This window comes from Pasteuria penetrans, assembly GCF_900538055.1.
Taxonomy (GTDB): Bacteria; Bacillota; Bacilli; order Thermoactinomycetales; family Thermoactinomycetaceae; genus Pasteuria; species Pasteuria penetrans.
Map to the genome: position 1 here is coordinate 1,640,890 of NZ_UZAC03000001.1, position 13,855 is coordinate 1,654,744.

Consider the following 13,855-nt stretch of genomic DNA (forward strand, 5'->3'; position numbering starts at 1 on the left):
TACATAGACGTAAAAACAGGGCAGGATAACCCCCCTTCGGAAACAACATGATAGGAGCATAGGAATATTAGGGCCCTATCCCCCCCTATTATCGCTGATAGACCCTGGGTATCAACTTACGGGACATTGAAGCCACCCCCAGCGGCTGGAAATACTATTGAGCTACCGAATTACATCCACCCGAAAACAAGGAAATAGGAATCCCGATCCCTATTCCCAATAAAAGTACGGAAAACCACAGCGATCCAATGACAAACCAAATAAAACCACAGAAGGCAGGGAAAACATCTAAAATGTACTGGTATAATCCCTACCACAACATACCGGAATACCACGGGAAAACACCCACCGTGGTACCCATATCCAAAAAAAGGAAAACCTACGCCGTCCAATACATTCAGACAAAGGTGGGAAAAAAGGTCACTGCCTATATGACCTACGAAGGTGAAACAGAGGGAACTGGGAAAGTTTTCTCAGGTATCCTTCGGGAAGTAGGAAACAATTATTTTGTCATTTCCGAGCGAACCCCAAAGAAAAATATCATGCTCCTAACCATAAATCTTGACTATATGGTCGTAGAAGCAAATGCGAAACCAGTCCCTGGCCAAACCTCGGACTCGGGACATCATCAGGTGACCTCTGACACCAACTCTTCTGTATTTTTAAGATGAATTGGATAAGAGCCTGTTTTTCTTTCCACAATGAATTTTCATATATCCATTATGGATCACAAACTAACGCCATTTGGAATACAATGGCCATTTGGGCGGATGTAAATAAGGAGCCTTATCACGAAACATTCAGCTCATCAAACCATGGTGTAAAACCCGTTCCCCAGACCGGGTTCCAAGACCCAACATTCAGCCAAGATCTGTGAACCCTACATCAGGGGGATTCATGTACCTATATAACCTAACGCTGGAAGACGATCATGAAACCCTTACACACGAAATTACTATCCCCCTGTAGTTTAGAAAACCCCACGATCATGTTCCGAATTTGTGCCCCACACAAATCTAGAACAAGGTGATGACGCGATGGGGATGGGAACCCTCATCCGAACAAGTTATGGGGATGTTAGGCTGTTGGCTCACCCCATGCGCGTGTTGAGGCAGAGGAACGAGGGGGAACTCTGGGTATGCGGCTGGTGGGTTGTGCTGGCGTCCATCGTGTACGCCTCTAACTGTCTTGATTTTGTCAACATCCGCGCATATCGGAAATGGTCTGTCCCCAACCCGGAGGATTTGCATCAGTTTTAAAACCCTGTTTTTATCAGGCAGCTGGGCCCAAAAACATTCGCCTAGCGCAAGATATCATCGATGGGGAATTCATCCATCCAGCTCGCCGTGCCCTTTGATTCCTTCGTCCCCCACATACCATCTGTCCCGGATTTTGGTTCCACCAACCCCACACCGCTCAATATAAACACCACTGTTTCTATAAACCCCAGCCCGATATGTGTCCAAATCTAATATAAATTGGAAAGATAAAATTTTCATAAAAAAGGGAGGGCGATTCATGCCAGAATTATCTCTATTGCCCAATACAAGGCACGTCGTTCATCACCCACACGGGATACCTAGAAACCTGACGTTTACCCCTACCGCCCCCCAATCCCTAGGGAAAGAATCCATTACCCGGAGAACCTCATCCGGAAAAATATTGGCCAACAAATCACTATCCCCTGTGATCTAAGAAGCCCCACGGTAACGTTACGAACTTGTATCCCACATAAATCTAGAACAAGGTGATGACGCGATGGGAGCCCTTGTCCGCGCAAATCATAAGGATGTTAAGCTGTTGGCCCGCCTCATGCAAGCCGAGGCAGAAGGCGAGGGAGAACTGGGCATGCGAATGGTGGGCGCTGTCGGTATCAACCGCGTACGCGCTAACTGTCTTGATTTTACCAACATACGCACCATACCAGATATGATCTATCAAAACCCCGGTGGATTTGAATCGGTTTTAAAACCCATTTTTTACCAGGCAGCCAAACCTAAAAGCATCCGCCTAGCGAAAGATACCATCAGTGGGAAACTCATCCCTCCAGCCAACCAATCCCTTTGGTTCTTTCGTCCTCTACATGAAGACTGTCCCGAATTTTGGTTCCACCAACCCCTTAGCGGTCAATATAAACACCATTGTTTCTATGAACCCCGGCCCGGCAAGTGTCCAAACATAAAATAGATTAGGAAGGAAAAATTTTCATATGAAAGGAGGATCCTATTTGTACTGGAATTATCCCTATTACTCAACGCAGGGCATGCCGATTATCAACCACGGGATACCTGGAAACATGGCGTTTACCACTGCTGCACCCCCACCAGTCCCCCAGGAAAAAAATTATTACTCGGAGGACCTGATCCGGAGAAATATTGGCAAACCGATCATTGCCTATATGACCTTCCCACAGAATGACCAATGGAGGGGCAAGATCTTCACCGGTACCCTAACAGAGTCGGGCAGGGATTATTTTGTTATCATCCAACCCGATACGAAGAAGAATATCATCCTACTAACCGTCAACCTGGACTACATGGTTATCAATACCCCCACGGAAACAACAACCATGTCCCCAATCCCCCAAAAACCTACACGAAAAACCTAATGCACCCAACAAGAGAGCAAAAAAATCGTCAACGACGTCGGATGTAGCGGGCTAACAAGGGCTGCTCTTTGAGCAGGATATTGTGTAACTGGGACATGGACTGCCGAATATCCCATTGTGCATCCGCAGCTGTACGGAGATTGATCAAATGATAAAGTTCCCATAGGCTACAGGTCGCCACCACCTGTCTCCGATGGGCATTGGTGAGACTATAGGCAGCTAATGAAGGATCGAAAGCATGGAGTTTCTCGTATACTCTCTCAGCTCTCTGAATCACATCGGTCAACAAATTGGCCCCCCCTGCTGCCTCAATCCGTGGTGGTAGAGTCCATCCATAGAACGGGCTAGGTGGAGTAGTCACAAAATGAATTTTCCGGTTGTGCCGCAGCAATTGATGCCAATTGGCCTCTGAAATCATAAGCTCTGCCTGATAGTATAAATGCTCAAGTAGGCCATCGGGATAATCAAAGGGACACAATGAAGTCAACAGGGAGGAGACAACCGCCTCACAATTCTCCTGCGACCAGGTTTCCATAATTCGTGACTCCGCTTCCCCCAAAGGGATATTAGCCCCCCGCATATACGCCAAGGATGCCAGAGTAAACAATGCCTTGTCGTAATCAGGCAACCGGCGAAAACACGCGGTGGGACCACTAGGTAGGGAACCACCCCTGCCCACCTGTTGTGGGTGTGGGCCTCGCCCCCCCCCCCAGGTGATCGAGAAGCAATCCCAACTCCCGGCGACTGGAAAGAAGATAATCACTGGGCTGTATGTAACGGAGCAGGGTGGGAATGACACAACGGACCTCCTCTTCCATAACCCGTGCCAATGTCTGACATTCCGCATAAGGAGAAGTCAACAAATGGACAAGCGTGGTTCGTAGGCTCCGACCGTTGGCTGTCATGCCCAGATGAGTGTGGAAAGCTAGGGTGAGCGCATACCGAGCATCCTCCAATGCCAATTTGCGTAAACGACGTATGCGCGCCCCCTCTCCCTCCCCTTCCTTCATAGGCTCTGTAGTTTGCAAGTGTTGAAACAGGCATTCATTTAATTTATGATAAGAAATATAGACACTTTTCTGAAATTCATGATAGAGGGACAGCAAACGGGGCTTTGTACAAAGAACCGTTGGGGTATAGTAAGCCCCGGGGGGCAGGAGCTGATAACGTTGACTATATTCGGTAAGACTATGGAACGAACTGGAGAGGGCCAATTCAGCAGACGCCAGTCTGCTAATTTTTTCAATTCCCATGTGGGCTACGGCATGTTCAGCTACACTACTGTGTCCATAATTAAGGACCCATTTTTCATGGAAGGAGGCTGCCTTAGGGGAAAAATGAGTGGTTAGAACCCCCCCTACAGCAGCGGAACGTCCCAATTGATCCTCTTGGAGTAGAGCAGCTAGATTCTCACGGAAACCCAAGGAACTACGACTCACATAGGCAAACACAACAGCTATGACTTCCTCCGGCAGATTGAACAATACATAAACATCACGATCCGTGTTGGAAACGAAATTTTTCAACAAATCCTCAGATGAAGAAATACGATCACCCCCGCTCCTTTCCCCATCTTCATCACAACAACAGAGAGGGTCATCCCTACCAAACTCGGAAGGATCCCACACCCCCAAGGGAAGATGACTATAGAAAAAACAAAAACCCCCTCCCTAAATCAGGAGACGGTCCTCCATACCCCATACTTTTGTAAGAAAACCAACAACGCGCCCTGGAAGATTCGAACTCCCGACCTTCTGATCCGTAGTCAGACGCTCTATCCAGCTGAGCTAAGGGCGCAGAATAAACAAACCACCAAACCATGCGGACGAAGGGACTCGAACCCCCACAGCCGTAACGGCCACAAGAACCTGAATCTTGCGCGTCTACCAAATTCCGCCACGTCCGCCCACACAAAAACGGGGCAAGGCGGCACCCGGAGTCGAACCGGGGATCGAGGTTTTGCAGACCTCTGCCTTAACCGCTTGGCCATGCCGCCCCAACATTCAAATCGCAATCGTCAGAAACCGGCTCTCCTCACACACACCCTACCAAAACCACACAAGGTTCCCCGCCACCCGCTCCATACGGCTACAGGGGCGGCAGGAATCGAACCCACGCTAGAGGTTTTGGAGACCTCCGTTCTACCATTAAACTACGCCCCCGAAACGATGCTGGCGATAGGAATCGAACCCACAACCCCCTGATTACAAATCAGGTGCTCTACCAATTGAGCTACGCCAGCAGGACACAAAAAGGTGGCTCGAGACGGAATCGAACCGCCGACACGTGGATTTTCAGTCCACTGCTCTACCGACTGAGCTATCGAGCCAAAAGAGCACACGATCCTAAAAAGAACCGCCAATAAAAATCGATAACCCCTGGCGGAGAGAGAGGGATTCGAACCCTCGAGACGGGTACAACCCGCCTACACGATTTCCAGTCGTGCTCCTTCAGCCAACTCGGACACCTCTCCGCAAGAACCGCACACCCATGATCATATCATCCATGGCCCATGGAAGTCAACTGCCGATATCCTCTTGGACACCTGCACCACACGCTGGGAACATAGCGGGGACCCGGAATCATAAAAGGAAGGAACCATAGAAACAACGGGGACCCTAACATCATAACCCTATGGATAAAAAATACCCAATCACTCAATCGTAACGGTGGGAGAAATGGGAATGAATACCGGGAAAAAGAGAACCTCTGGAATGAATGGATCCACAAGGAATAAATCCCAAATTACCCCGAATGATGCCGGTTATTGTTATTGGGAACACGGGAACAGATGATAGGAAGGAAAGTCGGATTGAGAGGCACCAAGCAAGGACTGGGAGTCGACAAGATCCAACCGCAAATGATTTTTTGGGAAAACCATCAACTCATTATGTATAAAACCAAGGGGTTAAAAAGTGCGCTTACCTGTAATCTATGCCAAAATCGGGAAGTGTGTCACCAGCAACTCTACACAAATGGGGCGCCACACATTATGCGGGATCCAAAAGGTGCAAAGGATCTCAATCAATGAACCTTGACCAGCCCTGTATGCAGAATCCGAACAGATGTATGCATACCCCCAGAAGAATTTTTGGTACCAATTTTTATCCCCTTGGGGGACATTCTCCCATACCTTTTAAGAAAAATTTTTGTAGACAGCCATGTCATCAGGATGACAGCGCGATCTTTACCCGTAAACGCTAGATGGATCAGTCACCGCCTAAGATGGGTGGGTACTATCGCGTAGGTCCCTTCGCACAATTTTTACAGCTTTCGGGGCAATTGCTTCTCAGTAATCCACGAGGATCCATATTATTTCCGGTTTTTCCCAAAAATTCTTCTTTCCCTATACTGCTCACTCAACCCCTGACGGTGTTCTGAAGATGAGCCCATATTTGTGGGCAACCTTGGACATATTACCGTTATGCAGAATCCCTTTCGCTATTTTTTTTAGTTCCATGGTATAGATATTTTTTTCATTCCCCCCCATCCTTTCCCTATGCAAGGGATCGGAGGAAAGGCAAATTCATCTGATACACGGACCTCTGGTAGAGAAAACGAGCCAACCAACACACCCTCTCGTCCTCCTTTACTCATCTATTCATCTCTTAGCAACATCGCACTGTCTAGACACCTGGTCGACATGTTATCCATTCTTGACTTGTTCAACCAACCGCCCTTTGTTTGAGTTCTAACAAGAATTTTTTTGAACCGTTTTCATGTTTACTCCCCCCGGTTTATCCCAACATAGTGTGCTGACATTGGTTTTAACATGGACTACGATTTTCGATACGTCATCGAAATCATGCCTTGCCTTTTCCTAGACCGCTCACTACTTAGGGCTCTTTACCTCAGCAGCGCTAGGCGGTTTGAAACCTGTCCCTATCAGCCGGTTCCGAAGGGCCAGAAAAACTTCATCTCTTGTACAACTTCTTGACACACGTACGCGATCGGACGCAACCTATTTTTATTCGTAATTATCATAAAATTAATTAAAGTATTTTCGTTTTTATTCTTCCTAACCATCAATCTTAAGTGCTATCCTCTATAGACAATTTTATCTATGTCATAGGTTCCTCAGGGGGCGTCTCACCAAAACTACCATATGAATTTTCCTCCCATAACAAACCCCAGAAAGTCATTTTTTGTGGTGTTTTACGTTGTCCCAAACAAAGGTGCAGCCATTTAGAAAAAACAGAAATAGATGTATATAAAAAGAAAAAGCTAATCACGGATATAACCTGCACCCTTACAGAAACACGGTTCCCATAAGTATGAAAAACATACAAAGCAATGGTATATAATATCAGAGACTGCAATATCCTCGTATTGATAAAGTCCAAATCAATAGGACCTGCTTGAAGACACCACCGACATTCTCGCCTTATTTGCAATCGAAGAAACCCGCACCAACCCGCCATTCCCACCACCAATACCCAAAGGGATCTTTCTTGTATGCTCATATGCATAAATATGAATATAGACAAGAGCATCCATAAAGGACCCACCCAAAAGAGAGAATACCATCGCCATCTTGAAAATCCCTGCGTTTGATATAAACGAAGACATTCTTGCCTATAGGTTCGCATCCGCAAGAGTTGATTGTAAAGATCATGCCATCGATATTTTTGCCCTTCCCGGAGAGGCATAATCGTTGATTTTACAGAAAGATAAAACCAAAAAATGGAAAAAAACAATACATAGAATGTTATTTCCTTAGAAAACCAACTATATAAATAAATAGGGAATACCATAAAGATTTGAAATAATAATCCCGTAACTATGAAGGGAGAAATAATTACCCATTTTGAGCTTCTGACCCCAGATCTTTTCATCTGATTTTCCATAAACCTTTAGATAAAACCCCTCTCAAGAAGGATGTCAAGTCGGTTGCATCCCAAATTTGGTATCACCCCCAAAAAGGTGATTTTAGGTTCCTTATCCTTGCCCGCGAATCGCTCCCCTGGGGGTATTTTTTAACCAATAATTAGGATCATGATCCTTTATTTAGACCCTCTTCTACTTCTTTTTGACTCCTGCCCTCGATAACTGCCAATACAAGCCCTTGAATCCTGATCATGGATGGGTTATGAAATAAATACCTCTTGCCCCTTACGGGTTGATACATCATCCATACCAATACGTATAGGCCCATTCCGTAATTCTGCATCCTCTAGGGCTCCGGGTCAACCCCCTATTTTCAACCCACCATGGCAAAATAGCCCTACCATCCGTCTTGTGCGACACAAAGCAAGCCGATGCCCCATTTTCTTCGTAATGATTCCCGAATTTATAAACCATTTTTATGATATTGCTTCATATAACCCCCGACTCTAGCTCCATTCGTTCTCATCAGGTCCGGTTTTCTGAAAGTAATCCAAAGTAGGAAATTGCCCCCCGAAACCGTGGGCAAAATGTAATTTATAGTGCATCCCGAGCCAACTTTTCGATACACCCAAAACCGAAAAAAGCGATCCAAAGGGTAGGTGCTAGGTAAGCCCGAGGGGCCTTCACCTGGGATGCCCTAACGGACATCCCTCGGCCCCGATGGGAAAAGCAGCCTATTTCGGAACGAAACAGACTTGTATTTATGGATTATCATTCAACCACTAAGAGGGTGGCTAACGAAAGGGATATACATTTTTATTTAAATAAAGTTTATATAGTATTTTATTATATCATTCTATTTTTATTCATATTGATTGTTTCTTTATATATGCAATATGAATTTATATGTCAAGAATGTTGCTCTCTCCGGCCCCACAGTTGGCGTAAACGAATTGGGGGCCTTTTTCCCATGAAACTAAATAGTACTAATTTTCAGTTATGGAAAATGCAAAAAATCCCTCTTGATGTATCTCCCCGAGCGGATCGCTGTGTCCATTATTGTAAAATATATGTAATATAATAAATTTTTACTTATTACCCTATACATACGATTACTCTTTTGTTATAATTTGAAAAAATATATCTATGAAAATAAGGGAGTAGATATAGATGTCCTATCCCATAGACGATATAAGTAATTTTCCAGATCTTCATGGGAAATTAGAAAGAAAAAAGAGAAGAGAACAGGTGAGGAAAAAGAAACCCAATCTTTCAGAACAGCCTTGGGAAGATCATGAGGGCATAGGGGCAGAAGAAAAAAGCCGACTGCTTATGCTGCAGACATTAGCTACCACGGTCTACGGTTTCCCGAATGAGGAGAAGTCAAGCCGTACCCGTGTGATCGATCACCATGTGTCGATATTGTGCTGTTTCGTTATGGCTATTTGGAATTTACAAAGTGAAAGGGAATTAATAAATATTATAAATGGAAATAAAATGATAAGAGATATTATAGGGATTACGAAAGGGTTTAGTCGATCATTATATGATAAAAACATTAAAAAATGTATTGCAAGAAACGGAGAAACAATAATTTTTAACCTATTAGAACTTCTTAGTGAAGAAGATCAGAAGGTTATATTGTCGGAAATAAAGGAAAAATATCTTTTCTTGGATCAAGTGATTGTGTCGACAAGCAGACGGGCGAAAGATACGGCCACCCTTCGGAACTATAAGGGCTTTCACAGGGGAATAGGAGTAACCGTGGTGGCAACCATGGACGGCAGAATACCGTTGGTATTGGCCATGGGCCCCGCAAATTTAGGCGAGGTTGAAGCGTCCTGTTTACTGATCCCCGAGATATCAACCTTAGGATGTAGGGGCCTAGTAGCAGACAGTGCTTACGACGTACATGATCTGTTCGAATTATGTAAACAACACGGTTTGAAATTACTGGCTGGATATAATAAGAGAAGAGCCAAAACACCGAACTCCATCACCAGTCCACTGCGAAAGGAGAATTTTTATCGACTACAAACAAAGGGATGTAAAGAGTTAATGAAAAAACGTTCATCAGGAGAGCATTGTTTCACAATACTAAAGCATACAATGGGGCTAGATAAACATAGACCAACGTCATATAATCAGGCATTCATGCTAATTGTCTCATATATGATGACTATATGTTTTGATAGTATGATTCAGAAAAAGAATAACATAAACATAAGAAAGTCCCCGGGTAGACGTTTTTACCAGCAGATTTCCTGAAGGGGGCACCGATCTAATAATTTAAAATTTTCAAAAAACTATCAGAACATCCCGGTACGCACTATGATGGTAATATTTTACATAATAAGGAAGAAAAACCCTGGGATGAACTGGATAATTCCAATGAGCAGCAATTTCCAATTACATTGACGGTTGTACCAAGAAGGTACCTTGATTTTAGATTGTTATGTTCATCTTAATAAACTATATGTATATTTTATTTCTATAAATATTATTACACAATATCGATATCAATAAACATTTTTTTGGGTAGTAATACTTATAGACGTAAATAGGAGGGGGCTGTTCGCACCCCTCACTAATTTTTGATCGAAACCAATGACCCCATTTATTACCTGTTGTAAAAAACAAATCGTAAATAATAAAACAAATCTCATCAACATTTATTACCTAAAATTAAGTAGGGGTGCTACCGCGAAAAAGGTATCAAACTTATTAAAATATTTTTGTAGATTAAATGATGTGTTCAGTAAATGTTTATATTGTTAATGTATATAAAAACAGTCTGCTTGGGTATTTCCGGCGTAAGTTCTTTGGGATGGAAAGGTACCCCTTTCTAGGGGGATTGCACCTGAAAATTTCGTGCGATCGGTTATTTTTTGTTGAACCACCGAAATCACCGTGGAATCATAGGATCCGGTTCCTATCTCGCCCCTTTTGCGCACACCAAAGAAACCGACATAAAGTCGAATTTTATTTTTTATTTAAATAGTATTATATATTAAACCCTATGTAGTTATGGGTGATCTTATCCTTATCTTCCTGATCTTCTTTTGAAGATAACGAACGGCCTGGGATAAATTATAAGCAGATCCTTTTGCCATCATGGCCCGTGCCACCCTCGTCTTACCACGCACCTTCATTTTGGCCGCCTGAAAACGGTTCTTCATAGAAGAACAAACCCCCTCCACAGCCGCACGACGATTACCCTTCTCTTTGTACCCCGGTTGCTCCATTTTGTCTCGTTGTTCCGCCGTTGAATAGGACTGATCTGTGGTGCGCAGGACCCTTTCCCCCCTCTTCAGAGGTTTGGCTGCACATTGCTCGGCAAATTTACATCCCCCGCAAGTCCCCTCATGGAAGCGGGCCACTATCTTACCCTTGCCCTTCTCTCCGGGTTGGTACGTGGATGAGTCGGGGGTCTTGCCACCAGGACACCGATGGATCTTTCCATCCTTTCCCCTCTTGAACCCGCTTACCCTTTTTTTACTGGGATTTTCCTTTCTTCCCAACATATCAGTTGGGTGTATATCGATAGTACGTTCTTTAGCCGCCTCCCTTACCTCATGGCAGTTGTACCCTCCGTCGAAATACAAGGTCTTGTTGTCCTCTGGTGCATGGTTGGATATATAGTCAACTCCAAAATCCTTATCGGAATGAAGTGCCCCTTGGGTATTTACATGGGTGAGTATACTCAATCCCTTCACCTCATCACGGGCCTCGACAAGGTTACAAACATACCCTCTACACAATTGCTTACCCTTGATACGACATTGGACGTCTGGATCAAAGGGGCTTTGCAGACTGCCTGATGGCGAGGTGGAACGCACCATGAGTCTCTTTTGCCCTTCCTGTTCAACTTCCTCTGTCTGCTCTCCTATCACCCTTTGCAACAGTATATGGACTGGGGCGGATTGAAACTCCTTGTACTGGTTCCCAAAGTGTTTGAGGGCTGGTGCTGGTGCTGGAATTAAAAGTCAGTTGATTTGGTTTTTTCCGATATTAATTATATTTCAAAATGATATATATTGATTGCTATTAGTTAATGAATTACTTCTGTATAATATGTATGAATAATTTGTAATGTAAATAAAAAATTGAATAGTATGAATGTTTTGGACTGGATATGTGTGAAACGTAACGATTATGGTTGGATTTCTACTATAACCATGGAAACTCGGTTTTTGAACCCATGATCGCGGAAATGAATGCCCTATTCCGCACACCTTGGCACGCCAAATAGACCGGCCTATAGTGCCGATTATTTTATGAATTTTTGAAATTATGAGATATGCTCATCACGATATGGCTTCTCTCCTTATTATTCTTATAAATTTTACTATATATTCGGAGACTTGAGATGTGTTATACGCTACACACTTTGCGAACATTGTCAACCTAGCTCTTCGTTCACCACGCACCTTAAGTCGGCGAGCTCCGTAAGCATTTTTTAGTGCGGAGCAAACGCCCTCAATGGCCGCACGACTGTTCCCTGCTTCCCTATATTTTGTCTCCTCCAATTGATCTCTTTGCTCCGCCGCCGAGTACGTTCGGTCGGTTAATCTTATGGTTCTTCCCCCTGTTTTGTTGAGTTTGCCAATGCACTGATCCGCAAAGGGGCACTTCTTGCAATCCTCCCCTTTGAAATAAGCCACACTGGTCCCGCTCCCTGGTTTTCTCCCTGGTTTGTACTGGCTGTTCTCGGGTTCCTTGTTTGCCACGCACCGTGTAATTTCCTTTGTTCTTTTGTCTCGCACAAACGTGCTTGCCCTCAATTTATCGGGGTTCTCCCTTCGGCCCGTCATATTGGTGAAGCATAGCGAAATACCCTTTGATTGGGCAAGTTCGCTTATCTCATGGCTGTAGTACCCCCCATCGGCACACAACCGCATTCCATCATGGGGAACCCATGTTTCTATGTACTCCTTCGCAAAGGCCGTATCTGGATGAAGGGAACCTTTCATATCAAAGAAGGAAATTAGGCTTACTCCCTTCTCTCCATCACGATCCTCTACGATTTGTCCGGAATATCCCCAACATTCCTGTTTGTTCTTCTTCCTGTACTGAGCATCAGGATCATAAGGGCTTTGTAGACTACCAGAACGCACCTTGGAGAGCATCCTGAGATTTCCTTGTTCATCCTCCTCAGTTTGTTCCCAGATCACCCTTTCCAGCAATGCATACTCCTTGGTTGATCTGATGTTGTCATAGTGGGAGACCTGTTCCCTTACAGCCAAGCAAACCCCAATTAGCTCTGCAGTCCTATGATCCCTTGCTGTTGCCCCTTTTTTTGGGGGAAGGGGAGGCTGATAGCCCAATGATTGCCGACTATCGATGTCTGTTAGTTTACACCCCTTCTCCAGAAAAACCCCCCACTCCGCGGGGAGGGGAATCAGGAGTTCAGCCGAGATACAAACCACATTTTTCGCCACCAGATAGATCACGTCATTACGGGTCAATTTCCTTATGTTGCTGTTGATTAGCGTGCTATCCATTCTACGGCAGGTGGATGTCATACCTACTATTGACTTTTGGAAGGTGGTGAAGTGCTGAAAGGAGTCCTGTGTAACATTGCATTTTGTTTTCTCCTCGTATGCCAACAACCGTTTTCTGCCTTCGTATAATGTTCTCCTACCTATAAGGGGCTTTCCTTTTTTGCCCCCCAGAGCTTCAAAGAACACTCCTTCCCGTGGAATACGTTCGATCAATTCCCTGTCTGTCCACCCAAAGGTTTCTTTAATGGACTCCAGGATTATGGTAAAAAGGATATCCTTGCAGGGTTGACCGATAGTATTATGATAATCGGCATATGTTTCCTTGTACCATGAAGCATGTTTCTCATAATACTCGCAAAGGGTTGCAAGTTTAATTTCTTCCTTGGTGGAACACCAGCGCCACTTATCCGCGAAGCATTCAATCCATTCCTCTACCCCTTCCAAGTTCGACTGTTCTATGGTACAATACCCTGAGACCATCTGTTATCAACCTCCCTTTATAGTGGGTATAAAGAGGATTGTATAGGAATAACAGATGGTCTTCAAGTTTCTTTGAGGGTATTTTTCAGGTAATACATATAAAGTTGTTTCGAATGTACGTTAAGGAAGGTAGGGTCATATCCTATTTTGACTATATATTCGGAACATTATTATAATATCGGTAACCTAACCATAATTAGGGAACCGAGCTTCTATAGATAGTATGATTTCATAAAAGTTTATGTAGTTATTTTTATGAATCCGCAAAAGCCCACTTTCCATTTTTATTCGAACCTCAGGAAACAATTGTGAACCTTTTTAACGGCACCAGCACCAGGGCTAGACAAATCTCTAGCAGTGTTGCCCTCCGTGGGGACGGTCAGATCTTTCTGTACGGAACCTCCATACGTCAAAAAACCCGCTCCAGTAAGGAGAA

At 44.3% G+C, this 13,855-nt stretch carries 10 protein-coding genes and 7 tRNA genes; 5 read left to right on the top strand and 12 right to left on the bottom strand.

From position 1 onward, the window contains the following. The first annotated feature begins 293 nt into the window (after positions 1–293). The 4 genes from PPRES148_RS13325 (at position 294) to PPRES148_RS13330 (ending at position 2,608) form a co-directional block, all read left to right on the top strand. Positions 294–671: a spore coat protein GerQ gene (locus tag PPRES148_RS13325; RefSeq protein WP_425468245.1), complete on the top strand. Its 378-nt coding sequence runs from the start codon at positions 294–296 to the stop codon at positions 669–671. A 372-nt stretch (positions 672–1,043) separates the two neighbouring features. After that, positions 1,044–1,259 (top strand): hypothetical protein, encoded by a 216-nt coding sequence (locus PPRES148_RS12555; protein WP_246142927.1) that lies wholly within the window; start codon positions 1,044–1,046, stop codon positions 1,257–1,259. 499 nt (positions 1,260–1,758) lie between these two features. After that, entirely contained in the window at positions 1,759–2,187 is a 429-nt protein-coding gene (locus PPRES148_RS06705) for a cell wall hydrolase (RefSeq protein WP_149453786.1), read from the top strand. A 109-nt stretch (positions 2,188–2,296) separates the two neighbouring features. After that, a complete protein-coding gene (locus PPRES148_RS13330; protein ID WP_187820767.1) occupies positions 2,297–2,608 on the top strand; it encodes a spore coat protein GerQ in 312 nt (103 codons plus the stop codon). A gap of 28 nt (positions 2,609–2,636) precedes the next feature. Here PPRES148_RS13330 and PPRES148_RS06715 read toward each other — a convergent pair whose 3' ends face one another. The 10 genes from PPRES148_RS06715 to PPRES148_RS06760 all read right to left on the bottom strand — a co-directional run bounded on the left by PPRES148_RS06715 (position 2,637) and on the right by PPRES148_RS06760 (position 7,101). Continuing rightward, positions 2,637–3,167 (bottom strand): FAD-dependent thymidylate synthase, encoded by a 531-nt coding sequence (locus PPRES148_RS06715; protein WP_223127990.1) that lies wholly within the window; start codon positions 3,165–3,167, stop codon positions 2,637–2,639. A 94-nt stretch (positions 3,168–3,261) separates the two neighbouring features. Further along, positions 3,262–4,236, bottom strand: coding sequence for an FAD-dependent thymidylate synthase (locus PPRES148_RS06720; RefSeq protein ID WP_187820769.1), 975 nt, complete (start codon positions 4,234–4,236; stop codon positions 3,262–3,264). Between the two features lie 95 nt (positions 4,237–4,331). After that, a tRNA-Arg gene (locus PPRES148_RS06725) sits at positions 4,332–4,405 on the bottom strand. 23 nt (positions 4,406–4,428) lie between these two features. Continuing rightward, positions 4,429–4,514, bottom strand: a tRNA-Leu gene (locus PPRES148_RS06730). Positions 4,515–4,532: 18 nt separating this feature from the next. After that, positions 4,533–4,604 (bottom strand) — tRNA-Cys (locus tag PPRES148_RS06735). Positions 4,605–4,699: 95 nt separating this feature from the next. Then, positions 4,700–4,770, bottom strand: a tRNA-Trp gene (locus PPRES148_RS06740). A gap of 7 nt (positions 4,771–4,777) precedes the next feature. Beyond that, positions 4,778–4,850, bottom strand: a tRNA-Thr gene (locus PPRES148_RS06745). 14 nt (positions 4,851–4,864) lie between these two features. Beyond that, positions 4,865–4,937, bottom strand: a tRNA-Phe gene (locus tag PPRES148_RS06750). A 50-nt stretch (positions 4,938–4,987) separates the two neighbouring features. Further along, positions 4,988–5,081: transfer RNA gene (locus tag PPRES148_RS06755), tRNA-Ser, on the bottom strand. Between the two features lie 1,588 nt (positions 5,082–6,669). Beyond that, positions 6,670–7,101 (bottom strand): hypothetical protein, encoded by a 432-nt coding sequence (locus PPRES148_RS06760; protein WP_149453790.1) that lies wholly within the window; start codon positions 7,099–7,101, stop codon positions 6,670–6,672. Positions 7,102–8,605: 1,504 nt separating this feature from the next. Here PPRES148_RS06760 and PPRES148_RS06765 point away from each other — a divergent pair. Beyond that, positions 8,606–9,703: a transposase gene (locus PPRES148_RS06765; protein WP_149453791.1), complete on the top strand. Its 1,098-nt coding sequence runs from the start codon at positions 8,606–8,608 to the stop codon at positions 9,701–9,703. A gap of 749 nt (positions 9,704–10,452) precedes the next feature. Here the strand turns inward: PPRES148_RS06765 and PPRES148_RS06770 are convergent. Next, positions 10,453–11,328 carry a transposase gene (locus PPRES148_RS06770; protein ID WP_149453792.1) on the bottom strand — a complete coding sequence of 292 codons (876 nt, stop codon included), beginning with the start codon at positions 11,326–11,328 and terminating at the stop codon, positions 10,453–10,455. Positions 11,329–11,742: 414 nt separating this feature from the next. Then, positions 11,743–13,419: a transposase gene (locus PPRES148_RS06775; RefSeq protein WP_149453793.1), complete on the bottom strand. Its 1,677-nt coding sequence runs from the start codon at positions 13,417–13,419 to the stop codon at positions 11,743–11,745. Between the last annotated feature and the right edge of the window lie 436 nt (positions 13,420–13,855).